The organism is Alkalibacillus salilacus (assembly GCF_030812915.1).
GTDB classification, from domain to species: domain Bacteria; phylum Bacillota; class Bacilli; order Bacillales; family Alkalibacillaceae; genus Alkalibacillus; species Alkalibacillus salilacus.
Genome location: NZ_JAUSTQ010000005.1, coordinates 124,763 through 149,938, shown reverse-complemented (window position 1 = coordinate 149,938; position 25,176 = coordinate 124,763). Strand labels below are relative to the sequence as shown.

The window sequence follows — 25,176 nt, the reverse complement described above, 5'->3', positions numbered from 1 at the left end:
TATCTTAAATATACCCGTCAAAAACGGGTTTTATTTTTATAGACTACTAAACATTTTCTCTAAAAATCCGATATAACCAATAGAGCATAGGGAAGGAGTTGTTTTTGATGAAGGTTGATCAAGTTTTATCAAACCCTCAACTCCTGCAGCGGTCGGGGACATCGGAGGCTTTATCACAATTAGACAAAACGAAACCGAAATTGCAGGCGATGAATGATGAGGCGAGTTCAAAGCGTGATGGTTCAGGTGAAGACATGACGCGTGATCGTGCCGAGGAATTAGTCGAGGGCATGAATGAATTTCTCGAACCGGCTGAAACGTCGATTCGCTATGAGATGCATGATAAGTTAGATCGGTATTATATTTCAATTGTGGATCAGGAAACAGATGAAGTAGTTAAAGAAATTCCGCCTGAGAAGTTGCTTGATGTTTATGCAGCGATGGCTGAATTTATGGGATTTATAGTCGACGAACGAATTTAAGGTAGGTGAGTCAATATGGTTTCAAATAACATGGATAATTCTATGCGTATGACGGGATTTGCATCAGGCATGGATGTTGAAAGTATGGTTAATCAGCTGATGGAAGCTGAGCGTCAGCCGCTTCAAAAAATGGAGCAAGACCAAAAATGGGTTGAATTGCAGCGAGATGCATACCGCGAAGCAAATACGAAACTGTCTGAATTAGATGGTGAAATTTCGAATATGCAGCAATCATCGACGTATTTATCGAAATCTACTGAATCTTCTAATGAAGAAGCTATTACAGCTACAGCTGGCCAAGATTCTGAGACGGGTAATTATTCGATTGATGTTGAACAATTAGCGACTGCAGCGATTAAGGCTGGTGATAAAGGTGCCTTTCAAAATGACAATCCTGATTTTGATCCACTAGAATCATTGAATGAGCAAGGAGCTGATGGTGGCTATGTCGGTGAAGAGATCTCCTTAACTTATCATAATGAAGAAGGAGCACAGGATGTTTCCTTCACATTAGATGAAGGTGATTCATTAAGTGATGTTTTTTCAAAAATATCGAATCAGTCAGATGGTAATTTAAGAGGTATGTATGACCAAAATTCTGACCGTGTCATTATCGAACGGACGGAAGAAGGTAGTTTTAATGAGAACGGTGATGAAATAGAGTTTAATTCAAGTTTTTTTGATGATGTATTGAATATGAATGGTGTAGCTGAAGAAGGTGGGAATGAAGCTCGTTTCAATTATAATGGTATTGAAATGACTTCCCAAAATAATAACTATGAATTGAACGGGGTCAATTTTGAATTTCATGCTGTTACAGGTGGCAATCCGACCAATATTACAGTCGGAAATGATGTCGACGCTGCGATGGAACAAATCACGGGTTTCATTGACAAGTACAATGAAACGATTGATTACATGAACGGGAAGACGAGTGAAGAAAAAAATCGTGATTATCCGCCGTTAACAGAAAGACAAACGGAAGAAATGTCTGAACGTGAAATTGAATTATGGCAAGAGAAATCACAAAGTGGTCTGTTACGTAGTGATTCGACGATTGAGATGGGTGTTAGCTCGATGCGTTCGTCTTGGTACGAATCCGTTGAGGGCACAGGAAATGAAGATATTAAAAGCGTTTTAGATGTGGGGATTACGACATCATCTAATTGGCGCGATAATGGTAAATTAGAAGTAGATGAAGCTGAACTAAGACAGAAGCTTCAAGAGGACCCTGAAGCCGTGATGAACCTATTTCATAACAGTTCGGAAGGTGAAGAGCGTGGCATTACACAGCGCGTAGAGGATTCTCTTGATTCGATGATGAATCAAATTACCGACCGAGCCGGGAACGAGTTTCAACAACCACAACAGTATACGTTAGGTCGAGAACTTGTGGATATGGCTGAACGTATGTCTAATTTTGAACGTCGTATGCAACAAACTGAACAGCGATATTGGGATCAGTTCACTCGTATGGAACAAGCGGTGCAGGAGATGAACAGCCAGTCGCAACAAATGCAACAACAACTTGGTGGAATGATGTAATCAAAGGAGTGTTGACTCATGTCTTATGGACAAGCCTTTCAAGCGTATCAACAAAATTCAGTTTCAACTGCCTCACCAGGCGAACTAACGTTACAACTTTATAACGGCTGTTTGAAGTTCATTAAACTTGGTCGAGAAGCCATGGAAAATAAAGATGTTAAAGCTAAAAATGAAAACTTACAAAAGGCGCAAAATATTATTACAGAATTTATGGTGACATTGAAACCAGATTATGAAGTGTCTGGACAACTCATGCCGCTGTATGATTATATAAATTACTGTTTGCGCCAAGCGAATATTCAGAATGATGTTTCGCAATTAGACGAAGCTGAGAAAATGGTGCGAGAGTTACGTGACACATGGAAAGAAGTGATCAAAATCGATCGTCAGAATAAGTATGCATCAGGAGCGCAAGCCTAATGTCAGCTGTTAAAGCATTATACACTTTGACAAAACAGATGCATGATCGATTTGAGAAAGCTGATGTGATCGACCGAGAAGAGTTGATTTATGAATTTAATCAGTTTGTTGAAAAACGTGGTCAACTCATCGGTCAACTTGATGGTAACTATACGGATGAAGAGCGTGAACTAGCACAAGAACTACTTAAATTGGATGAATCATTACGCCAACAAGCGGACCACTATATGAGTTCGTTTCAACAAGATATCGGCAAATTTAAAAAGCAACAAATTGGAAACAGAAAATATATTAATCCATATCAGAATTTGCGTGGTAAAGACGGTGGCTTTATCGATACGCGAAATTAACAGGTGGAAGGATGAATGTGATCCTTTCATCTTTTTTTATATGTGAAGTCCTTGCCATGAAGGCATTCGTCACATTATCGACAAAATATTCTAAATTTTTAAGAGGTTTAAGCAGGAGTTATTTGGGGTATTGTTGAATGTAACCTACATAGATGAAAGGAGGACTTGCATATGATTTACAACGTAAGAGGCGAAAACATCGAGGTTACTGATCCGATCCGCGAATACGTGGAGAAGAAGATTTCGAAGTTGGAGCGTTATTTTGATACACCACCGTCTTCTGATGTGCATGTGAATTTGAGTGTCCATAACCAGGAGCAACGCATTGAGGTGACGATTCCTATGCCGAACTTATTGTTACGTGCAGAGGAAGGGCATACGGATATGTATGCAGCAGTTGACTTGGTGGTTGATAAATTAGAACGACAAATTCGTAAGTATAAAACTAAAATTAACCGCAAGTTCCGTCAACAAGGTGCTCCAAAACACGTGTTTGCTGAGTTAGAGAAAGAAGCAATCACAGAACAAGTTCAAGAAACTGAAGATGATACAATTGATATTGTGAAGAAGAAACAATTTGATTTGAAACCGATGGACGAGGAAGAAGCAGTCCTACAAATGGATATGCTCGGCCATGCGTTTTACGTCTTCGAGAACTCTGAAACAGGTGAAACAAATGTGGTTTACAAACGTAAAGATGGAAAATACGGCTTGATCGAGCCAAATGCATAATATGTGACTTAAAAGCGTCCAGCATAGCTGGACGCTTTTCTTATGCGTTTAATTATAGTGTAAGAATTTTATTGAAAGTAATAATAATCGTTAAATTACATAAAAAAATTGTATTCTCCCTCTAAAAAATAATGAATATATCGTATGGGATATTACAGAGAGATTTACATTAATAGAGAAGGGAGGGGGAAAGGTGAAGCGTCGACAAGTGTTTTTAGTATTTATAGTTTTTATTATAGTTTTATTAACAGGTTGTTCAAATAACGAAAATTCTGCACAATCTCAAGAGAGTGTTGGTGATGATAAGTCTGGTGAACAAGCTTCAACCTCAGATGAGTTGTTATATGATCATGAAGATATGGGATTATCTGTAGGCTATGAAAAAGGATGGGAAATGATAGAAGAATCAAAAGATCCTGTTAACGTGACATTTCAACATGATCATATACTATCAGTTTTAACTGTTCTTTCTGGTAACAAAGAAGTGCAAACATTAAAAGATGAATTATTACAAGGTGCGAACAAGGCGTCCGTTGTTGACGAAAGTGACCGTTTTATCGCTTATGAAACGGATCGTGAAGAGAGTATGCGAACAGAAGTTTATTTTATGGATGATAAGGAAAAAACCGTCATGTTGTCTTTTGTTACTGCAAAAGATAAGTATGAATCGGTTGAAAAAGATATCACATCATTTAGAAGTCAATTAAATTATTAACAGAAAGGGAGTTTTAAAATGTTAAAGAAAATGTTGTTAGCTACTGCTGTTGTCATGATGGTAGGTATTACTGTGAATGCGGATGAGGAAGACGAACAAGGTTATATCAAACCAGATTCAGAACTATATGATTTAAGTCGTATAATGGAAGAAGCAGAGTATGAGTTAACAGAAAGCTTTACAGAAAAAGCGATGTTACAAGATGATTTTTCTGATGAACGTCTTGAAGAAGCAGAATCTTTAATACAAGAAGGCGATGTAGAGTCTGCTGATCAACTTTTAGAAGAGTATAATGACCTTCAAGATCAAGTTGATGAAGACTTAAAGCAAGCAGATGAAAATGAAGAAGAAACTTCAGAAGCTAAAGAACAAGTAGTTGAAAAGATGGAAAGCCGTACTGAGAAACTAGAAGAAGTCTTAAACAAAGAAGAATTACCAGAAGAAGCTAAAGAAGGAATTTCACAGGCGATTGAAAACCAAGAACAAGCGAAGCAAAATTATCTAGAAGCGCAGAATAAAGCAGAAGAAGCTCAAGAAAATGCCGAGCAAGGTCAAGACCGGGCAGAAGAAGCTCAAGGTAACTCAGAACAAGGTCAAGACCGAGCAGAAGAAGCTCAAGATAAAGCAGAACAAGGTCAAGACCGGGCAGAAGAGGCTCAAGATAAAGCAGAGCAAGGGCAAAGCCAAGCAGAAAAGGCTCAAGAGAACGCAGAGCAAGGACAAGGCCAAGCAGAAGAGGCCCAAGAAAACGCAGAGCAAGGCCAAGAACAAGCAGAAGAAGCCCAGGATAAGGCAGAGCAAACCCTAAATAATGATGAAAATGTAGACAATAATAGTAATAACCAAGAAGAATCTGCAAAAGAAGAAGCAGGAAATAAACCAGAATCAAATAAAGATGAACAAGAATCAGAAGATGCTGATGAAGAAAGAGGGGCATCTGGTTCTAATAATGGAGAAGGTCAAGGTAATGGTAACAGACCTTAAATGAGAAAATCACTATTTGGAGGAGGTAATCATTTGTTATCTCCTCCAAACTTTTGTTATTCGTTATTTACCGTGATGAATTGATAGTATATCCTATATAAGAACAGAGAATAGTTGGGAAGGCGATAGCTTTGGTAGAGGATAAAAAATTAGAGCAATCAATTCAATCAATTCAATCAATTAGACACGGTGATGAACTGACGCGGGAACGATTAATCCAGTACTATAGCCCGTATATTCTGAATATAGTAGGTCATATTTGTAAGCGTTACATATCTTGGAGTGATGAAGAATCTAGTGTGGGTTTAATTGCATTTAATAAAGCAATAGAATCATTTGATGAAAATAAAGGACGAACATTTCACAGTTATGTTTATTTAATCATAAAACGTGATTTAGTTGATTTCTTTAAACGAGAAGCGCACTCCAATCAAACATTGTCGCTCGATATTGAAAGTAAAGAAAATCGAGTTGATCAACAATATGCGATAGATGAATATTTTAAATCAATGACTAATCATCAGTTAGTTGATGAAATTATCGAATTTGACTATCAATTGAGTCAATACGGGGTTTCTTTTGATGAGTTAGAACAATTTGCGCCAAAGCATAAAAAAACAATACATAAATTGCATGAATTAGGAAAATTGATTGCTCAAACAAAATCATATGTGGATGAATTAATGCGATTAAAACGTCTACCAATTTCGAGCATTACAAGGGATACGAAGTTTAAATACAAAACTATTGAAAAGCATCGTAAATATTTAATTGCAATAATTTTAATACACTGCAATCCTAGTTGGACACAATTAAAAGAGTTTGTGATTGAAAATAATGAAAGGGGGGGGCTCAATGAAAACAGTCATATCTGGCAAAGTCGTTAAAGTGACTGATGAGGAAATTGTTCTGTTAACTGATGATGCAAGGCTTAAAAATATCAAGCGACTTGAACATGAGTTCCCTCTAATAGGAGAGACATATACTACTACAATCTCTAGTGGTCCAACATTCACATGGTTACAATACGCTTCTGTAGCTGCAGTTTTACTCATAAGTGTTATAGTTTATCAACTCGTCATGGAGCAAGATAAAGGTAGTGTATATTTAGTAGCAATGGATATTAATCCAAGCATTGAAATTGAACTTGATGAAGACTTTAATGTTCTTGATATGACAGCTAATAATAGTGACGGTGAAAAAATTATTGAGGAAATATCGGAAGACCAGTTGTTTAGTGAAGTGGTTCGTGAACTCAATATATCCCTTCAAGAATTAGGTTATATAAATGAAGAGGAAAATATGACGTTAGTTTCAACTGTAATATTAATGAATTCTGATCAAGAATTGCAAACGAAAGTTATTGAACAAGAAATTCAATCTGAAATGACAAACGGATCAGATCAACTGACCATTATGAGTGGATCAAAGGACGATTATGATGAGGCAAAACAATTAAATATGTCAGTCAACGAATATATTATAGGAAAAGAATTAGAAGTTAGTGGTGAAGTTGATCGCGTTCAAGATGCAGCTGATCAACCTATTGATCAATTAATGGAGAAGTACAAAGCTAATCAAGGGCAACAGTCAAAGCAGACACATGAGATGACTAAACCGAATAAAAAGATAAATGAATTCAAAATACAAAATGATATTCAGGAACAAAAAAATGATACACCTCAGAGTCCTGGACAATCTAATAAAACAAAAACTAATCTTAATAGCAGTGGTGAGCATCAGAAGGAGAAGAACAAGTCAGAAGAACTAGATCATCAAAATCAAGATTCGACTCAGTCTGAAGTTAATCAAAAAAAGAAAAAGAATGATAGTTCCTCTAATCAGAATCGTCGAGAAGAAAAAGAAGATAATCGTAATGAAAATGGACAATCACAAGAAGATGCCCCGAACTCTAATGGTGAACGTTCTAAAGCCAATGAAAATGGGGAACAAGATGATAAGCGTGAACTAAATGAAAGTAATGAAAGAAAAGATGACTCGCAAAATCAATCAGAATCTGCAAATGAAGATAATAACACCAATGACAAATCAACTAATGAAGAAAAAGAATCAAATGATACCCAAGAATCGTTAGCTGAAGAAAACGAAAAATCGAATGAAGCAAATGAGCAACGTCATACAGATGATAACGACGAGATTCAACAGCCTTCCAGTGAAAGTGATGATACACCATTTGAGAGTAGCGAAGTTGATGAGAATAAGAAAAATAATGTTTCGGATGAAAGCAAAGGTAATAAACAATCTGATAAAAACAATTAATAAATTTTTTAAGAGAAAGTCTCGATTTCCCCCTATATTATTTAATGATTAAACAAAAATAACTACTAAATTATTACGTATCGTATTTTTATTTAATTTCCATGGGGCTACCCAGCCTACTTAAACCGTGGTATAACTAACTTAGCAAGATCATAAAGGGGGAATACGAGATGACTCATCAGTTTAACTGCCTCGAATGTTCTAAGCTTCAAAATCAACTCAATCGTCAAAGTGAAATGATTTCCCAACTCGTTCGCATTGTCGCAACCACGAATGAGCGTGTGATTGCTTTAGAAGAACGTGTAACCTCCCATTCCGATGTTAATGTTTCCTTTCCCAATTATTCTTCATCCCAAGTCAAATAGTCACCTTTATGGTCTTGTCTTTTTGACCAGCTTACCTCACCCGCAAGCTGGTTTCTTTTTATTATGAGTCAAATCGACAAAAACACCTCTATTCCGTTAGTTGTCATGATTAAAAAGGTAGTGTTATGATTGATAATGGAGTATTGTAAACAAAAGGATACGAGGTGCAACGATATGAAGCAATTACTAACCAAGGTATTTGGGGATTTGAATGAGAAACAGTTGAAAAAACTGCGGAAAACAGCAGATCAGATTGAAGCGTTAGAATCGAATACGAAATTATTGTCAGATACAGAATTACAAGCAAAAACAACAGAATTTAAAAATCGTTATGAAGCAGGTGAATCGCTAGATGCTTTATTACCTGAGGCATATGCGGTGGTACGTGAATCGGCTAATCGTGTGCTAGGCATGCGCCCGTTCTACGTGCAATTAATTGGTGCGATTGCGATCCATCATGGTGATATCGCTGAAATGAAAACAGGTGAAGGTAAGACATTAGCGTCAACTATGCCTGCTTATTTAAATGCAATCAGTGGTAAAGGTGTTCATATTATTACTGTGAACGATTACTTGGCATCGCGTGACGCCGAAGATATGGGTGAATTATATAACTGGCTCGGTTTAACAGTTGGTTTAAATACGAATGAGCTTGGTAAAGAAGAGAAGCGTGAAGCTTACAACGCAGATATTACGTATGGTACGAATAATGAGTTCGGTTTCGATTATTTACGTGATAATATGGTGCTTTACAAAGAGCGTCGCGTTCAGCGTGAGCTAAACTTTGCGATTGTGGACGAGGTCGACTCGATTTTAATCGACGAAGCGCGTACACCATTAATTATTTCAGGCTCACAAAAGAAATCTCAGACCAATTATGTACAAGCTGACGCCTTTGTTTCAACGTTAAAACCTGAAGAGGATTATACGTTTGATGAAAAATCACGTAACGTTCAGTTAACTGAGTCTGGTATTACGAAAGCGGAATATTACTTCAATATTGAAAACTTATATGACTTGAATAACGTATCTCTCACGCACCATATTAACCAAGCGTTAAAAGCGCGTGTCGTCATGCAGCGTGATACGGATTATGTGGTTGAAGAAGATCAAGTTGTCATTGTCGACCAATTTACAGGACGTCTAATGAAGGGACGTCGTTATAGTGATGGTCTTCACCAAGCGATCGAAGCGAAAGAAGACTTACAGATCCAAAAAGAAAGCATGACACTTGCGACCATCACGTTCCAGAACTTTTTCCGGATGTACAATAAGTTAGCTGGTATGACTGGTACAGCTAAAACGGAAGAAGAAGAATTCCGTGATATTTATAATATGAATGTTGTTTCGATTCCGACGAACGAACCGATTATTCGTGATGACCGTCCAGATTTAATTTATAAATCAATGGACGGCAAGTACAAAGCGATGGTTCAAGACATCAAAGAACGTCACGAAATGGGTCAGCCAATTTTAGTCGGTACGGTATCAGTCGAATCATCAGAATTGATTTCTCAGCAACTTAAGAAAGCTGGCGTGAAACACAATGTCTTAAACGCGAAGAACCACTTTAAAGAAGCGGAAATTATTCAAGAGGCTGGCCAAAAAGGTGCCGTGACGATTGCGACGAACATGGCCGGCCGTGGTACGGATATTAAATTAGGTGACGGTGTTACAGAACTTGGTGGCTTAGCGGTAGTCGGAACTGAGCGTCATGAATCACGTCGTATTGATAACCAGTTACGTGGTCGTTCTGGTCGTCAAGGTGACCCAGGTGTATCCCAGTTTTACCTTTCTATGGAAGATGAGCTAATGCGCCGTTTTGGTTCAGAGCGTATGCATGCGATGATGGACCGTTTTGGTTTAAATGATGATCAACCTATCGAAAGTAAAATGGTATCCCGTGCCGTTGAATCTGCTCAAAAACGGGTTGAAGGTAATAACTTCGATGCTCGTAAGCAAATCTTGTCTTATGACGATGTCTTACGTGAGCAGCGTGATATTATTTACGAACAACGTAATGAAGTTCTCGAATCGGACAACTTACGTGACATTATTATTGGCATGATTGAATCAACAGTGAAACGTAATGTTGACGTATACACACAAGAAGAAGACGAAGAGAACTGGGATCTTGAAAGTCTCGTTCAATTCCTAGAGGCCAACGTATTAGAGCCTGAGGAGATTTCAGCAGACGATCTAAAAGGTAAACAACCGGATGAGATTGTTGAAACGATTATGGACGTTGTGAAGAAGAAATATGATGAACGTGAAGAAGAATTAACAGATGAACAAATGCGCGAATTCGAAAAAGTCATTTTACTGCGCACGGTAGACTCGAAGTGGATGGACCACATCGACCAAATGGATCAGCTTCGCCAAGGTATTCATTTGCGTGCTTATGGTCAAAACAATCCACTGCAAGAATATCAAATGGAAGGTTTCTCAATGTTTGAAGACATGATTGCTTCAATCGAGCAGGAAGTTGCGCGTTATGCGATGAAAGCTCAAATTCGTGAAAACTTACAGCGTGAAGAGGTAGCTAAAGATGCTAAAGCTGTCTCTGGTGGCCGTCCTCAAGAAGAACAAAAACGCCAACCGATTGTGAAGAAGAAAGAAGTTGGCCGGAATGAACCATGCCCATGCGGTAGCGGTAAAAAATATAAACATTGCCATGGCGCATAATAATGCTAAACCCGTTCTGATTAATCAGAACGGGTTTTTATATGTGATTTAGCGCACAGACGTGAGAGATGAAGTTGGTTATACTATTAATGAGTTAATAAAATATGGCCATACTTCAAATTCGACTTTATTCGACATCTTACCATTCGCCTTATAAAAATTATGACAATTTGGTTATGAGGCTAGCTAACGGCTGTTATTTCGCGCTTTTAATGGTACAATATGGTTAGCATTTATTATTAGAGGTGACAAATTACGTTATGGATTTAGCAGATATTCGCAATGAATTAAACCAAATGGAAGAGCGACTCGACAATTTCAGGGGGTCTCTTTGACTTTACGAGTTATCGCGATCGGATTGCTGAATTAGAAAACCAAATGACAGATCCGTCTTTTTGGGATGATCCGAGCGCAGCACAAAAGGTGATTAACGAAACGAACGGGTTAAAAGAACTCGTGCAAGGTTATGATCACTTAGTCGAAAGTGTTGAAAACTTAGAAGTATCTTATGAGCTCGTTAAAGAAGAGCAAGATGAGGAATTGTTCGAGGACTTGAAAGAGCAAGTCCAAAAAACACGACAAGCGATTGATCAATTTGAACTTAATATTTTATTAAGCGAGCCTTACGATCAAAATAATGCGATTATTGAAATTCACCCAGGCGCTGGTGGCACGGAATCACAGGATTGGGCGGAAATGTTACTACGCATGTATACTCGTTATGCTGAGCGTAGAGGTTTTAAAGTGGACACGCTCGACTATTTACCTGGTGATGAAGCAGGGGTGAAAAGCGTCACATTGCAGGTTAGTGGGCATAATGCTTACGGCTATTTGAAAGCAGAAAAAGGTGTGCACCGCCTCGTTCGTATTTCGCCATTTGATTCATCGGGCCGTCGTCACACATCATTTGCGTCGTTGGATGTCATGCCGGAATTTAATGATGAAGTTGAAATTGAAGTGAATCAAGATGACTTAAAAATTGATACGTACCGAGCTAGTGGTGCAGGTGGTCAGCACGTCAATACGACTGATTCAGCTGTCCGCATAACCCACTTGCCAACCAATATCATCGTGACATCGCAAGCTGAACGGTCACAAATTAAGAACCGTGAACAAGCGATGAAGATGTTGAAATCGAAGTTGTATCAACGAGAGATTGAACGTCAGCAGCAAGAAATAGATGACATTCGTGGTGAATTGAAGGAAATTGGTTGGGGAAGTCAAATCCGATCTTATGTTTTCCATCCTTACAATATGGTCAAAGATCACCGCACGAATGTTGAAATCGGTAATACTGAAGCTGTGATGAACGGGAATCTTGATCCATTTATTAATGCCTATTTACGCTCGAAAATTGATGGTTAATTTTTGAGCGTTTTGGGAAGATATATAGTAAAGCATAAGGAGGGCATAACATGAAAAAATGGTTGTTAATTGGATTTATCAGTTTCATGATGATCTTAGCCGCTTGTGGCGGAGACAATGGTGGAGCTGATGGTGGTAATGAAGAAGGTAACGCAAACGAAACAGCTCAAGGTGAAGAACTATTCCAACAAAACTGTGCATCTTGTCATGGCGGTGATTTATCTGGTGGCACAGGCCCAGACTTAACAAATGCGAGTGACAGTTATGATCAAAGTGAAATTGTCACGATCATTACTGAAGGTAAAGGAAGCATGCCTGCACAAGATGTGAGTGAAGACGAAGCTTCACAAATTGCAGACTATGTACTAAGTCAATAAAGTATTGAATGATCGAATCCCTAACAATAATTGTTAGGGATTTTTTGTGTTCAAATTCATGGAAGATGAATTTATTTGTGATTGATTATTAATAGATCATGAGCAAATTCAACAAATTATAAAATCATCCGATATTAAATAGAACAACCCTTTTAGATTGCTCACGCTACCTTTCCTACTATTTCACCATTTCCAGATAAAACACTTAAATATATAATAATAAGACATATTAAATGAGCACCTTCCGAGTAATTTTACGTTTTTTAGCTAATGATAACCAGTATTTTTACAAAAGATATCGCAATTGAAAAGAAAATGTAATATAATACCCGCAGAAAATTCGACTTAAACATGTTATAATATTTTATAAATCGTGAAATTAGATAGGTTTACCAATAAGACCCTGGTCGATTCAGACAATTGGTAAACGTTTTATTCGATATAAAAATTATTAGAGTTGCTTATTAAAGCAACGGGGGGAACATGGTGAAACAATATGATTGAAATGGAGAATGTACATAAAGTTTACGATAATGGCGTAACAGCTTTAAGTGGTGTTACGACTAAGGTTGAAGACGGAGAGTTTGTTTACGTCGTAGGACAAAGTGGTGCTGGTAAGTCGTCATTTATTAAATTAATGTATCATGAAGAAGTGCCTTCTGACGGAAAAGTTCAAATAAATCATGTCGATGTAGGTAACATCAAAAAGCGACAAGTTCCGTATTTACGTCGAAGTATTGGCGTTATTTATCAAGACTTTAAGCTTTTACCTAAAATGACAGCCTACGAAAATGTTGCTTTTGCGCTTGAAGTGATTGAAGAAAATCCGCGCAAGATTCGTCGTCGCGTGATGGAAGTTTTAGATAAAGTTGGGTTAAAGCATAAAGCTCGATTTATTCCAGCGCAATTGTCAGGTGGTGAACAACAGCGTGTCGCGATCGCGAGAGCAATTGTAAATAATCCTAAAATTGTGATCGCGGACGAGCCAACTGGTAACTTAGACCCGGATACATCATGGGAAATTATGCGTATTTTTGAAGAAGTTAACGACACGGGAACAACGGTCATTATGGCAACGCACAGCCGTGAGATTGTGAATACGATCCGCAAGCGTGTGATTGCGATGGAAAATGGACAAGTTGTCAGAGATGAGCATCGAGGAGAATACGGCTATGAAGATTAGTACACTTAAAAGACACGTAAGAGAAGGAGCAAAGAATCTAATACGTAATAGTTGGATGACGGTCGCAGCTGTTGGTGCCGTAACAACAACATTAGTGTTAGTTGCAGCCTTTTTAATTTTAATTCTAAACTTAAACCAAATTGCTGAAAATATTGAATCTGACGCTGAAATTCGAGCGTTTTTAGAGTTGAATACAAGTGATGAAGAAGTTGAATCAGTTGGTAATGAAATCGAGGGAATCTCTCAAGTTACAAATTATCAATTCTCTTCTAAAGAAGAAGAGCTGGAAAATTTAATTGATGATCTAGGCGAAGAGGGTGAATCTTGGGAGCTCTTTGAACAGGATAACCCACTCAATCACGTTTATGTGATCCAAACAGAAGAGGCTGAAGACTTATCACCAGTCGCAGATCAAATTGGACAGATTGATAAAGTAGAAAGTGTCGAATACGGTAGTGAAACGGTTGACCGTTTACTACAGTTCAATCAATATGCTCGTTATATTGGAATAGGTTTCATTGCTGCTTTGTTATTAACGGCGATATTCCTTATTTCGAATACGATTAAGATGACGATTAATGCACGTAGTGAAGAAATCGGCATTATGCGTTTAGTAGGCGCGAAAAATAGTTTTATCCGTGGTCCGTTCTTCGTCGAAGGACTATTAACAGGTGTGATCGGATCTATTATTCCAGTAACTGCTGTTTTAGTGGGTTATCATTTCTTATATGTGAATTTAAATGACCGCTTAAACTTTCAATTTATAGAGTTACTACCATGGAATCCATTTGCATGGCAGTTATCATTAATGTTACTTGGTATTGGCGCGTTCATCGGCATTTGGGGAAGTGTCATGAGTGTTCGTAAATTCTTACGGATTTAATAGCTTATTATTCTACCAATCCAAACAATAAAAAGGGGAGAAACAATGTTGACGAAAAAGTGGTTGGCTTTTTTGACGTTAACAGTCGTAATTGCTGGCGTGATGATTTGGTCAGGAACAACTACGGCTGAAGCAGATGATTCAGTAGAGGAAATTGAAGAAGATTTAAAAGAAGTTAAAGAAAATAAGAAAGAAATTAATAGTGAATTAGAAGATTTACAAGGTCAGTTAGAAGAGTTAGAATCTGAGAAATCTGAAACTGAAGATGAATTAGCTCAAATCAATAATGAAATTGAGAAAGCTGAACTCGAAATCCGTGAAAAAGAGTTAAGTATTGAGGAAACAGAAACTGAGATTCGTCAGTTAGAAGCAGAGATTGAGAAACTAGAGAATGAAATCAAAGAGCTAGAAGCTGAAATCAAACAGTTAGAAGATGAAATTGAAGCAACTAAAAAACGTATTGAAGAACGCGAAATTGTCTTAAAGGACCGACTTCGTACATTACAAAAAAATGGCGGATCGGTTCGTTACATAGAAGTCCTAATGGGGGCTAGTGATTTCGGTGATTTAATTAGTCGGTCATCAGCTGTAAACAAGGTGATGGATCAAGACCAAAACATCTTAGACGAGCATTTTGCAGATAAGAAGAAGCTAGAAGAAACCATGACAGAAGTTGAGGAATCAAAAGCACAGGTTGAAGAAAACAAAAATACCGTTGAAGAGAATAAGCAAGAAATGGAATCAAAACGTGCTACACTTGTGAAGCAAAAAGACGAGCTTGATCAACTAGTGGCTAACTTGGATGAACAAAAAGAAGAACAAGAAGTCATTTTAGCGAACTTAGAAGAAAAACACGAAGAAATGCACGATCATAAAATGTCGCTTGCTGAAGAACAAGAAGTACTAAGCAGTCGTGAAGCGGCTTTAGCTCAGGAGAAAGAAAGAGCCAAACAACGGAAAGCAGAGCAGAATTCTGGAAACTCGGGGAATTCAAGTGCTTCAAGTAATTCAGGTGGTGGAACTCCACCAGCAGATACGGGTAGTAAGTTCATGCGCCCATTGAACGGTTATTTAACAGATAGTTTCGGTACTCGTGGTGGAACACATAATGGCATTGATGCTGGTAGTAACAATAAAACGACTCCAATCTACGCAGCAGCTAGTGGTACTGTGTATAAATCTTACCACAGTAGCTCTTATGGAAAAGTCGTATTTATCACACACAATATTGATGGTGTCACATATGATACGGTTTATGCTCATATGTCTAGAGTTCACGTAAGTAATGGGCAGACAGTAGAACGAGGCCAACAAATTGGTAATATGGGATCTACAGGTCGTTCAACTGGACCGCATTTACACTTTGAATTGCACCGTGGCAGTTGGAATGTTAATAAAACGAATGCAATCGATCCACTTCAATACTTTGGTTTTTAAAGATAACGACTATACACTATAACTATTAAGACACTTTTTAATTTTAAAAGCATCGCACCTTACGTGTGATGCTTTTATGTTATAATGAAATAATAGTCCGTCGATACTGACGATGGCCGTGATTTAAGTGATCGATTTAACGAAAAGTGGTGAATGAATTGAACATAAGTAGAAAGTTTTTAATACTAGTAATCTTGGTAGCCTTTTTGGTCGGGGGCGCTATTTCAGCAACAGTTGTTTCGGTTGTAGCTGATGGCGACACAACTGAGGAGCAGAGCGCTTCGAATGAAGACGATCAATCATCTAACGGTGAATCCGATGAGGAAGAATCTTCTGGTGAAGATAACAGCGAATCAGAACAAAATGGTGACACGCCACAAGAATTATCACAAATTGATGATTTAGTGCAGTCAATTGAAGAATATTACCTCAATGAAGTCGATGAGGAGACCTTATATGAAGGAGCATTACAAGGGGTTGTGAGTGCTTTAGACGACCCGTTTAGTGAGTATATGAATGAAGACATGACGGAGCAGTTTAATCAATCGCTTGAATCTTCATTTGAGGGAATTGGTGCAGAAGTGACTGAACGTGATGGTTACATTACAGTTGTTTCTCCAATCGCTGACTCACCCGCAGAAGAAGCTGGGATCAGACCGAATGATCGAATCTTAGCTGTAGATGGTGAATCAGTTGAAGATCAATCAGTGAATGAAGCTGTTCAGATTATTCGTGGTGAAAAAGGGACTGATGTAGTTTTAACCATTCAACGTCCTGGTGAAGAAGAGACGTTTGATGTTACAATCACTCGCGATGAAATTCCATTAGAAACAGTTACCTCAAGTGTTCAAGAATATGAAGGCAAAACGGTTGGCGTTTTAGAAGTTACCTCATTCGGTGAAGGAACAGCAGAAGAATTTGAAGAAGAATTAACTTACTTAGAAGAAGACGAAAACATTGATGGATTAGTCTTAGACGTAAGAGGGAATCCAGGTGGTTTATTTGATGCCGTTCAACAAATGTTATCGCATTTCATGACTGGTGATGATCCGTTTGTTTATACAAAACGTCACGATAGTGAAAGAGATCCGTATTTCGTTGATAGTGGTGAGAAGAAGGATTACCCAATCTCTGTTGTAATTAATCGTGGTAGTGCAAGCGCTTCTGAGATTCTAGCGGCGGCATTAAATGAAGTGAACGGTTATGAACTAATCGGTGAAACGACATTTGGTAAAGGTACGGTCCAACAAACGATGCCATTAGGTGATGGTATGTTGAAGCTAACGGTTTACGATTGGATCACACCAGATGGTAATCGTATTCAAGATCAAGGCGTTGATCCAACGATTGAACAACGTCAACCTGAATATTTCTATTCGACTTTAGTTCAAGCGGAAGATACACTTGAATATGATATGACAGGTAGTGAAGTTGAAAAACTTCAACAAATGCTTGATGGTTTAGATTATGACGTATCTCGGACAGATGGCTATTTCGACCGTAGTACTGAATCAGCTGTAGAGAACTTCCAAGAGGAAAATAGCTTAGATGTTACGGGTGCTCTTAATGATGAAACAGAGCGCGTACTCGAAGAACAAATTTTAGATGCCGTCTCAAATCCTGACAATGATGTTCAGCTGCAACGAGCGATTGAAGCATTATATGAGTAAAAGTTAAAGATGACTCCAGAGTGGGTCATCTTTTTTACCTAGATTAGTTAAGTCGTTTAGGCTGTTTAAGATCATCAAGCAGGAATTCTCGTTAAGATAACGAAAAATATACGTTAGAAGATGTCGTATAAGGGGGGATTTAGATGTGGCAAACATGGTTAACTGAAATCGGACTTGGTATAGCTTGGTTTATTGCACAGCCACTATTATATATAGCAATTGTGTTGTCGTTTTTAATAGGAACATTACGGATTAAACGTGATCGTAGGCAGTTTGGACATCGTATTTTTCCACTACACGCTGAATGGCGTGGAACGTGGTTGATCGGACTTGGATTAGGTTTGTTGGTATCAATTGGACTCGTTTTAGTTGGAGTTGTTGTGACATGGGAGTGGCTGTTGTTGTTAACGATCATAACGTTCATTATGATGTTAACGGGTCAATTAGCTCTTTTATCCCCTGCATATACACTCGGATTAACAATTGTGACAGTATGGTTGTTACAACAATTTGATGTAATCGTGTGGAATGAAGCGATTAGCGAAGGCTTGTATCAAGTCCCCTTAGATGGGATGATCTACGTCTTGTTAGCATTATTATTGGCTGAAGTCGTCTTAGTCATGACGACGAAACGTGCATTAACTTTCCCGCTATTACAGGTAGGTGACCGGGGAAAAAATGTTATAGCCCATCGAGCGAGTCGGTTAATGCTAGTTCCGTTATTATTCCCGCTTCCAGGTGGGACATTAGCGCTGAATGATGCATTTGCTTGGTGGCCCATGTTTGCGATGGATACAGTCAATATACAGTTCGTGCTGTTTCCATATATCATCGGATTTTCACAAGTGTTCCGGGGCGTGTTCAGTGAACAAGGAGCTAAACGAATTGGCTTGAGTGTCTTGTTATTAACAATTCTATTAGCTGGTGTGTTCATTCCACTGATGTCAGTTCCTTACGTATTGATTTCAGTTGTCGGCTTTGCTGTAGTGGCACGTGCTTTCATCAGTCTAATGATTCGCTTCTTTGACCGCGAACGTTTACCGATCTTTCGCCCTGAACCAGATGGCATTACGATTGCTGGTATTATACCTGGTTCACCTGCAGATGAATTGGACGTTGTCGTTGGTGAGAAAATTGAACGTGTACATGATGTGCCAGTGCAAAATGAACACGAATTTTACGATGTCATGAGTGAAAATCGTTCATATTGTAAACTAAACGTTCAAGATCTTAACGGTGAAACGAAATTTGTCCAGCGCCCCATTCATGAAGGTGAAGATCATCAACTTGGTTTCATCTTTGTAAAAGAACGCCCAAGATTCACACTACAAACGACAGAAACCTTAACAATGTAATAGTTAATAGGATCTCATTTTGCTTAATGCAGAATGAGATTTTCTTTTTTATTTGGACAAACCCCATACACAATCATATTCTTTGCAATCAATCCAGTGACAAAATATGCTTATGATATGACTCTGTTTTTTGGTATCTATACAAACGGGTGTTCGTCTATGTTATACTGGAAATGATTATAGAGAGTTGAGTTTTTGGCGCAACACCAAGATAATCTGGTGCAAGCCAACGCGATTTTGAAACAAGCCTAGCAAAATTTGGCGCAAGTCACTTAAAATTTGATGCAACAACAATGCTTTTTGACGCAAGCAATCAAGAATTTGACGCAACACGCACAGAGTCTGGAAGCAATAACAATAAATTATGATGCAATATATAAATAGAAACTTTTCTTAAACTGGAGTTGATGATGTGGCGGAAGCATTTCAATTAGAGTCGCAATTTGAACCTCAAGGTGATCAACCGCAAGCGATTAAGGAACTTGTGAATGGTGTGCGTGAAGGTAAGCAGCACCAGACATTGCTCGGAGCAACGGGGACAGGTAAAACATTTACTGTATCCAATGTGGTTACAGAAATCAATCGACCAACCCTCGTCATTGCACACAATAAGACGCTTGCTGGTCAATTATATAGTGAGTTTAAAGAGTTTTTCCCGAATAATGCTGTCGAGTATTTCGTCAGTTATTATGACTATTATCAGCCGGAAGCTTATGTGCCGCATTCTGATACATATATTGAAAAGGATGCGAGCATTAATGACGAAATTGATAAGTTACGGCACTCGGCGACATCAGCTTTATTCGAACGAAATGATGTCTTAATCGTAGCAAGTGTGTCGTGTATATACGGTTTAGGTTCGCCGACGGAATACCGTGAGCTCGTCTTGTCTTTACGGACAGGGATGGAAAAGGAGCGTGATCAAGTATTACGTGACTTGGTTGATATCCAGTATGCACGTAATGATATTGACTTTCAGCGCGGGACGTTTCGCGTGAGAGGCGATTCAGTCGAGATTATCCCAGCATCACGGGAAGAACATTGTATCCGAATCGAATTTTTCGGTGATGAAATCGATCGGATTCGCGAAGTGGATGCGTTAACAGGTGAAATTCTCGGTGATCGTGATCATGTCGCGATTTTCCCTGCGTCACACTTCGTCACACGTGAAGAGAAGATGAAACGTGCGATTAAAAACATTGAACAAGAACTTCAAGAACAGCTGGCGCGTTTCAAGGCGAATGATCAATTACTTGAAGCACAGCGCCTGGAACAACGCACGAATTATGACTTGGAAATGATGCGCGAGATGGGATTCTGCTCAGGTATTGAAAACTATTCACGGCATTTATCGTTCCGTGAGCCTGGTTCGACCCCATATACGTTACTTGATTATTTTCCAGATGATTCACTGATTGTGGTGGACGAGTCTCACGTTACATTGCCACAAGTTCGTGGGATGTTTAATGGTGACCAAGCGCGTAAGCAGACGCTAGTCGATCATGGTTTCCGTTTGCCGTCTGCGATGGATAACCGTCCACTAACATTTCAGGAATTTGAAAAACATATTAATCACGGTATCTATGTTTCTGCAACGCCTGGTCCTTATGAACGTGAACATTCACCTGAAATGGTCGAACAGATTATTCGTCCGACAGGCTTGCTTGACCCTGAAATCGAAGTTAGACCGATTAAAGGTCAGATTGATGACTTAATCGGTGAAATTAACAAACGAACCGAGCGGGATGAGCGGGTACTTGTGACGACACTGACGATCAAAATGTCGGAGGATTTAACGAATTATCTTCAAGAAATGGGGATAAAAGTCGCTTACTTACACTCCGAAATTAAAACGCTAGAACGTATTGAAATTATTCGTGATCTCCGGCTCGGTAAATATGACGTCTTAGTCGGGATTAACTTATTACGTGAAGGACTCGATTTACCAGAAGTGTCATTAGTCGCGATTTTAGATGCAGATAAAGAAGGTTTCCTCCGTTCAGAAAGATCACTTATTCAGACAACGGGCCGTGCAGCGCGTAATGCAGACGGACGAGTGATTATGTATGCGGATAAAATGACGGATTCTATGCAAGTGGCGATCGATGAAACGTACCGACGTCGTGAAAAACAGATTGCTTATAATGAGGAACATGGTATTACGCCAACGACGATCAAGAAGGAAATCCGTGATGTGATTAAGGCGACGTATGATAGTGAAGATGAAGGTGAAAGTACAAGCGTTGCTGAACAATACAAGAATTTATCGAAAGACGAAAAAGCCGAAATGATCGATCAGCTTGAAACAGAAATGAAGCAAGCAGCTAAAGATCTTGATTTCGAGCGTGCGATGGAATTACGGGATGCCATGCTTGAGCTAAAAGCGGAAGGGTGAACGAGATGAAATCTATTACGGTAAAAGGCGCGAGAGCACACAATTTAAAAGATATTGACGTAACCATTCCAAAAAATCAATTCATCGTCATGACTGGCTTGTCTGGCTCAGGCAAGTCGTCTTTGGCGTTTGATACGATTTATGCGGAAGGGCAGCGTCGTTATGTGGAGTCGTTATCAGCCTATGCTCGACAATTCCTAGGACAAATGGACAAACCTGACGTCGATGCGATTGAAGGGTTATCACCAGCCATTTCGATCGACCAAAAAACGACGAGCCATAACCCGCGTTCGACTGTCGGAACGGTGACCGAAATATATGATTATTTACGTTTATTGTTCGCGCGTGTCGGTCAGCCGATCTGTCCAATTCACGGCATAGAGATTTCGGCACAAACGGTTGAACAGATGGTTGATCAAGTGATGGCACTTGAAGAACGAACGAAGATGCAAGTGTTAGCGCCTGTTGTTTCAGATCGAAAAGGTGAACACAAGCGCTTGATGGAAAACTTGAAAAAAGAAGGCTATGTTCGTTTACGTGTTGATGGTGAAATGCGCGAGATTTCCGAGGAAATAGAACTTGAGAAGAATAAAAAGCATACGATTGAAGTCGTTGTTGATCGAATTGTCATAAAAGAAGGCATTGAAGGCCGTTTGAGTGATTCAATTGAAACGGCACTGTCGATTAGTGAAGGTCAAGTCATCATGGATTTAATTGATGGAGAAGACCTATTATTTAATGAAAATCATGCTTGTCCAGAATGTGGTTTTACGATCACTGAATTAGAACCACGCCTATTTTCATTTAATAATCCGTTGGGTGCTTGTAAAACATGTGATGGCATTGGCCAAAAACTTGAGGTCGACTTAGAACTAGTCATTCCAGACCGGGATTTATCACTCAACCAACACGCGATTGCTCCGTGGCAACCGATTTCGACGCAATATTACCCGCAACTTCTGCAATCTGTATGTGAGCATTATGGGATTAATATGGATACACCAGTTAAAGACTTACCTGAAGAGCAATTAGATAAAGTCTTGAACGGAAGTGGCGATGAGAAGATTTATTTCCATTATGAAAACGAACGCGGACAAGTGCGAGAAAATTGGATTTTCTTTGAAGGTGTATTAAATAATGTCGCGCGTCGTTATAAAGAATCGAGTTCGAGCTTTATTCGTGAACAAATGGAGAAATACATGGCCCAGTCTCCGTGCCCGACTTGTAATGGTTATCGCCTAAATGAGGAAGCTCTTGCCGTTAAACTGTCTCAGAACCATATTGGCGAAGTGACGGAATTAAGTGTGACCCAAAGTTTAGCGTGGGTTAAAGATTTATCTTTAAGTGACAAAGACCGAAAAATTGCCGACATGATCGTGCGTGAGATTCAAGATCGCCTGTCGTTCTTAATTAATGTTGGTTTAGAGTACTTAAACCTTTCCCGTTCAGCTGGCACATTATCAGGAGGAGAAGCCCAGCGTATTCGTTTGGCGACACAAATCGGCTCGGCCTTAAACGGCGTCCTTTATGTGTTGGATGAGCCATCAATTGGGTTGCATCAACGAGACAATGATCGCTTGATCGAAACGCTTAAACAGATGCGCGACCTTGATAATACATTAATTGTCGTTGAACACGATGAAGATACGATGTTAGCAGCTGATTATTTAATTGATGTAGGCCCCGGAGCTGGTGCACAAGGTGGCGAAATCGTGGCGAGCGGCACACCTACTGAGGTGATGGATCAGCCTGAATCGCTTACGGGTCAGTATTTAAGCGGAAAAGAATTTATACCTCTACCGAGTGAACGTCGTCCGATCAATCCTGACCGTCAGCTGACGATTCGTGAAGCAACGGAAAATAATCTTAAAACGATTGATACGTCGATTCCACTTGGCTTAATGACCGTGGTAACAGGCGTTTCAGGGTCAGGTAAGAGTACGTTAATTAACGATATTTTATATAAAACATTATCGAAAACACTCCACCGCGGTAAAACGAAACCTGGAGAGCACAAAACGATTGATGGATTGGATCATTTAGAGAAAGTGATTGATATTGATCAATCGCCTATTGGTCGGACACCGCGTTCGAACCCAGCGACGTATATCGGTGTGTTTGATGATATTCGTGATGTATTCGCGCAAACAAGTGAAGCAAAAATGCGTGGTTATAAGAAAGGGCGTTTCAGTTTTAACGTCAAAGGCGGACGCTGTGAGGCTTGTAAAGGTGACGGGATCATAAAAATCGAGATGCACTTTTTACCAGATGTGTATGTGCCTTGTGAGGTTTGTCACGGTAAACGCTATAATCGTGAGACGTTAGAAGTGAAATATAAAGGTAAAAACATTGCTGACGTACTCGAAATGCGCGTAGAAGAAGCACTTGAATTCTTTGAAAATATCCCGAAAATCAAACGCAAATTACAAACGATTTATGATGTCGGCCTGGGTTATGTAAAACTTGGTCAACAAGCGACGACGTTATCAGGTGGCGAGGCGCAACGTGTGAAGCTTGCCAGTGAATTACATCGCCGGACAAATGGCAAGTCGCTCTATATTTTAGATGAACCAACGACTGGTTTGCATACCGATGATATTAGACGATTACTGATGGTCTTACAACGCCTTGTTGAAAATGGGGATAGCGTGATTATCATCGAACACGATTTAAACGTTATTAAAACAGCCGATCATATCATCGATTTAGGACCAGAAGGCGGTGACGGCGGTGGTGAGATTATTGCCACTGGAACACCAGAAGATGTCGCTGAAATCGAAGCATCACATACAGGTCGTTATTTAAAGACAGTACTAGAACGCGACCGTGAATTAAAGAAAGAACAGTTAACGACATAAGGGAGGCTAAACATGAAAGCTATTGACATGGAAAACGTCCAAACACTTCTTGATCAATTTGCGAATGAACCTGTATATATCCATTTAGAAACAACTAACGGCGCTTATGCGAAACACTTTGACTCGAATGCCCACAATGTTGGCGCTTATATTCGCAATGCCGAAATCACATACGAACGCGGTACGATTGTCGAATCAGATGGTACCTACCGTGTTGGCTTAAAAACAAACGGTTGGATCTACGCAGAAGGAATCACAGACTATGAAATGAACGAAAACGATCAACTTTTAATGGCCGGTCATGACGGTGAAGGTCGCCTAATGGTCGCATTAGAAATCAGTCGAACACCATTTAAGATGTAGGAGGGAGAAACGATGGTCGATTTTGCAAAACACGAACAAGTAGTCATTATATACCCACACCCTGATGATGAATCATTTGGTACTTCAGGAACGATATTAAATTTTCGTGACGCAGGCGTGCCTGTTAAATATTTATGCGGAACATTAGGTGAAATGGGACGTAATATGGGAACACCCTTTTTCGCAAACCGTGAAACATTGCCAGAGATTCGTAAACAAGAACTAATAGATGCCTGCAACGTCCTTGATATGGATTTGGTGATGCTCGGTTATCGTGATAAAACATTAGAATTTGAATCAAAATATGAAGTAGCAGAAGATTTGAAACAGCGAATTGAAGCTGCTGATGCGACGCTTGTCATTACGTTTTATCCACCATATGCAGTGCATCCCGATCATAATGCCATGGGGGCTGCTGCATTCGAAGCAGTGCGTCAAATGGATCAAGATAAGCGACCAGAAGTATGGGCAACAGCGATATCCAATGATCGTGAAGCTAACTTAGGTGAGCCAGACATTGTATTAGACACAGAATCTGTTTTTGACCGGAAGCTAGCGGCGATTAAATCACATAAATCACAAGCTGAAGGTATGCTTCGTAAAATGCAAGAGAGCTCGAATTTCACTGGTGAATATGAAAGCGCCCTACAACGCTTGCGTTATGAGACATTTTACAAGGTCGATGTCGATCAGGTTGATTCATAAACAGGTTTCAGGTCGCTCATCAGTGGG

22 protein-coding genes are annotated in these 25,176 nt (G+C 39.3%); all 22 read left to right on the top strand.

Annotated elements, in window-relative coordinates; all coding sequences use genetic code 11:
* Positions 1-107: 107 nt before the first annotated feature.
* The 22 genes from flaG (at position 108) to bshB2 (ending at position 25,149) form a co-directional block, all read left to right on the top strand.
* A complete protein-coding gene (gene flaG, locus J2S77_RS08085; RefSeq protein WP_306976292.1) occupies positions 108-482 on the top strand; it encodes a flagellar protein FlaG in 375 nt (124 codons plus the stop codon).
* Between the two features lie 15 nt (positions 483-497).
* On the top strand, positions 498-2,027 hold the full coding sequence (gene fliD, locus J2S77_RS08080; protein WP_306976289.1) for a flagellar filament capping protein FliD: 1,530 nt from the start codon (positions 498-500) through the stop codon (positions 2,025-2,027).
* Positions 2,028-2,045: 18 nt separating this feature from the next.
* On the top strand, positions 2,046-2,447 hold the full coding sequence (gene fliS, locus J2S77_RS08075) for a flagellar export chaperone FliS (protein ID WP_306976288.1): 402 nt from the start codon (positions 2,046-2,048) through the stop codon (positions 2,445-2,447).
* On the top strand, positions 2,447-2,797 hold the full coding sequence (fliT, locus tag J2S77_RS08070) for a flagellar protein FliT (RefSeq protein WP_306976286.1): 351 nt from the start codon (positions 2,447-2,449) through the stop codon (positions 2,795-2,797). Before fliS ends, fliT begins: the two co-directional genes overlap by 1 nt.
* Positions 2,798-2,968: 171 nt before the next feature.
* Positions 2,969-3,529, top strand: coding sequence for a ribosome hibernation-promoting factor, HPF/YfiA family (gene hpf, locus J2S77_RS08065; protein ID WP_306976285.1), 561 nt, complete (start codon positions 2,969-2,971; stop codon positions 3,527-3,529).
* 193 nt (positions 3,530-3,722) lie between these two features.
* The gene (locus J2S77_RS08060) at positions 3,723-4,244 is read left to right on the top strand and encodes a hypothetical protein (RefSeq protein ID WP_306976284.1); all 522 of its coding nucleotides are present in this window, start codon (positions 3,723-3,725) and stop codon (positions 4,242-4,244) included.
* Between the two features lie 18 nt (positions 4,245-4,262).
* Positions 4,263-5,228 carry a DUF5667 domain-containing protein gene (locus J2S77_RS08055; protein WP_306976282.1) on the top strand — a complete coding sequence of 322 codons (966 nt, stop codon included), beginning with the start codon at positions 4,263-4,265 and terminating at the stop codon, positions 5,226-5,228.
* Positions 5,229-5,359: 131 nt separating this feature from the next.
* Positions 5,360-6,115 (top strand): RNA polymerase sigma-I factor, encoded by a 756-nt coding sequence (gene sigI / locus J2S77_RS08050; protein ID WP_306976280.1) that lies wholly within the window; start codon positions 5,360-5,362, stop codon positions 6,113-6,115.
* Positions 6,084-7,508, top strand: coding sequence for an anti-sigma-I factor RsgI family protein (locus J2S77_RS08045; protein WP_306976279.1), 1,425 nt, complete (start codon positions 6,084-6,086; stop codon positions 7,506-7,508). The genes sigI and J2S77_RS08045 overlap by 32 nt, the downstream gene beginning before the upstream one ends.
* A gap of 170 nt (positions 7,509-7,678) precedes the next feature.
* Positions 7,679-7,873, top strand: coding sequence for a hypothetical protein (locus J2S77_RS08040; protein ID WP_167262615.1), 195 nt, complete (start codon positions 7,679-7,681; stop codon positions 7,871-7,873).
* Between the two features lie 174 nt (positions 7,874-8,047).
* Positions 8,048-10,558 (top strand): preprotein translocase subunit SecA, encoded by a 2,511-nt coding sequence (secA, locus tag J2S77_RS08035; protein ID WP_306976275.1) that lies wholly within the window; start codon positions 8,048-8,050, stop codon positions 10,556-10,558.
* Between the two features lie 260 nt (positions 10,559-10,818).
* Positions 10,819-11,923 (top strand): peptide chain release factor 2 gene (prfB, locus tag J2S77_RS08030; protein ID WP_306976273.1). Its coding sequence is split into 2 segments (ribosomal slippage): positions 10,819-10,890 and positions 10,892-11,923, totalling 1,104 coding nucleotides; the frame shifts between segments, so codons are not numbered across the junction.
* A gap of 50 nt (positions 11,924-11,973) precedes the next feature.
* Positions 11,974-12,300, top strand: coding sequence for a c-type cytochrome (locus J2S77_RS08025; protein WP_306976271.1), 327 nt, complete (start codon positions 11,974-11,976; stop codon positions 12,298-12,300).
* Between the two features lie 496 nt (positions 12,301-12,796).
* Complete coding sequence (gene ftsE, locus J2S77_RS08020) at positions 12,797-13,483, top strand: cell division ATP-binding protein FtsE (protein ID WP_306976270.1); 687 nt, start codon at positions 12,797-12,799, stop codon at positions 13,481-13,483.
* Positions 13,473-14,366, top strand: coding sequence for a permease-like cell division protein FtsX (ftsX, locus tag J2S77_RS08015; protein ID WP_306976269.1), 894 nt, complete (start codon positions 13,473-13,475; stop codon positions 14,364-14,366). The genes ftsE and ftsX overlap by 11 nt, the downstream gene beginning before the upstream one ends.
* 45 nt (positions 14,367-14,411) lie before the next feature.
* Entirely contained in the window at positions 14,412-15,803 is a 1,392-nt protein-coding gene (locus tag J2S77_RS08010; RefSeq protein WP_306976266.1) for a murein hydrolase activator EnvC family protein, read from the top strand.
* A gap of 158 nt (positions 15,804-15,961) precedes the next feature.
* A complete protein-coding gene (locus J2S77_RS08005) occupies positions 15,962-17,473 on the top strand; it encodes a S41 family peptidase (protein WP_306976265.1) in 1,512 nt (503 codons plus the stop codon).
* A 143-nt stretch (positions 17,474-17,616) separates the two neighbouring features.
* Positions 17,617-18,828, top strand: a complete 1,212-nt coding sequence (locus J2S77_RS08000; RefSeq protein ID WP_306976264.1) for a hypothetical protein — start codon at positions 17,617-17,619, stop codon at positions 18,826-18,828.
* A gap of 412 nt (positions 18,829-19,240) precedes the next feature.
* The gene (uvrB, locus tag J2S77_RS07995; protein ID WP_306976261.1) at positions 19,241-21,223 is read left to right on the top strand and encodes an excinuclease ABC subunit UvrB; all 1,983 of its coding nucleotides are present in this window, start codon (positions 19,241-19,243) and stop codon (positions 21,221-21,223) included.
* A gap of 5 nt (positions 21,224-21,228) precedes the next feature.
* Positions 21,229-24,081, top strand: a complete 2,853-nt coding sequence (uvrA, locus tag J2S77_RS07990) for an excinuclease ABC subunit UvrA (protein ID WP_306976259.1) — start codon at positions 21,229-21,231, stop codon at positions 24,079-24,081.
* Between the two features lie 12 nt (positions 24,082-24,093).
* On the top strand, positions 24,094-24,444 hold the full coding sequence (locus tag J2S77_RS07985) for a YojF family protein (RefSeq protein WP_306976257.1): 351 nt from the start codon (positions 24,094-24,096) through the stop codon (positions 24,442-24,444).
* A gap of 12 nt (positions 24,445-24,456) precedes the next feature.
* Positions 24,457-25,149, top strand: coding sequence for a bacillithiol biosynthesis deacetylase BshB2 (bshB2, locus tag J2S77_RS07980; protein ID WP_306976254.1), 693 nt, complete (start codon positions 24,457-24,459; stop codon positions 25,147-25,149).
* Positions 25,150-25,176 lie beyond the last annotated feature (27 nt).

Excerpts from the sequence above, each read along its gene's own strand:
- J2S77_RS08010 (WP_306976266.1), top strand. The coding sequence starts at position 14,412 with ATGTTGACGAAAAAGTGGTTGGCTTTTTTGACGTTAACAGTCGTAATT.
- J2S77_RS08025 (WP_306976271.1), top strand. The coding sequence starts at position 11,974 with ATGAAAAAATGGTTGTTAATTGGATTTATCAGTTTCATGATGATCTTA.
- J2S77_RS08045 (WP_306976279.1), top strand. The coding sequence starts at position 6,084 with ATGAAAACAGTCATATCTGGCAAAGTCGTTAAAGTGACTGATGAGGAA.
- J2S77_RS08040 (WP_167262615.1), top strand. The coding sequence starts at position 7,679 with ATGACTCATCAGTTTAACTGCCTCGAATGTTCTAAGCTTCAAAATCAA.
- fliT (WP_306976286.1), top strand. The coding sequence starts at position 2,447 with ATGTCAGCTGTTAAAGCATTATACACTTTGACAAAACAGATGCATGAT.
- hpf (WP_306976285.1), top strand. The coding sequence starts at position 2,969 with ATGATTTACAACGTAAGAGGCGAAAACATCGAGGTTACTGATCCGATC.
- secA (WP_306976275.1), top strand. The coding sequence starts at position 8,048 with ATGAAGCAATTACTAACCAAGGTATTTGGGGATTTGAATGAGAAACAG.
- bshB2 (WP_306976254.1), top strand. The coding sequence starts at position 24,457 with ATGGTCGATTTTGCAAAACACGAACAAGTAGTCATTATATACCCACAC.
- J2S77_RS08000 (WP_306976264.1), top strand. The coding sequence starts at position 17,617 with ATGTGGCAAACATGGTTAACTGAAATCGGACTTGGTATAGCTTGGTTT.
- flaG (WP_306976292.1), top strand. The coding sequence starts at position 108 with ATGAAGGTTGATCAAGTTTTATCAAACCCTCAACTCCTGCAGCGGTCG.
- ftsE (WP_306976270.1), top strand. The coding sequence starts at position 12,797 with ATGATTGAAATGGAGAATGTACATAAAGTTTACGATAATGGCGTAACA.
- ftsX (WP_306976269.1), top strand. The coding sequence starts at position 13,473 with ATGAAGATTAGTACACTTAAAAGACACGTAAGAGAAGGAGCAAAGAAT.
- J2S77_RS07985 (WP_306976257.1), top strand. The coding sequence starts at position 24,094 with ATGAAAGCTATTGACATGGAAAACGTCCAAACACTTCTTGATCAATTT.
- uvrA (WP_306976259.1), top strand. The coding sequence starts at position 21,229 with ATGAAATCTATTACGGTAAAAGGCGCGAGAGCACACAATTTAAAAGAT.
- J2S77_RS08055 (WP_306976282.1), top strand. The coding sequence starts at position 4,263 with ATGTTAAAGAAAATGTTGTTAGCTACTGCTGTTGTCATGATGGTAGGT.
- fliS (WP_306976288.1), top strand. The coding sequence starts at position 2,046 with ATGTCTTATGGACAAGCCTTTCAAGCGTATCAACAAAATTCAGTTTCA.
- fliD (WP_306976289.1), top strand. The coding sequence starts at position 498 with ATGGTTTCAAATAACATGGATAATTCTATGCGTATGACGGGATTTGCA.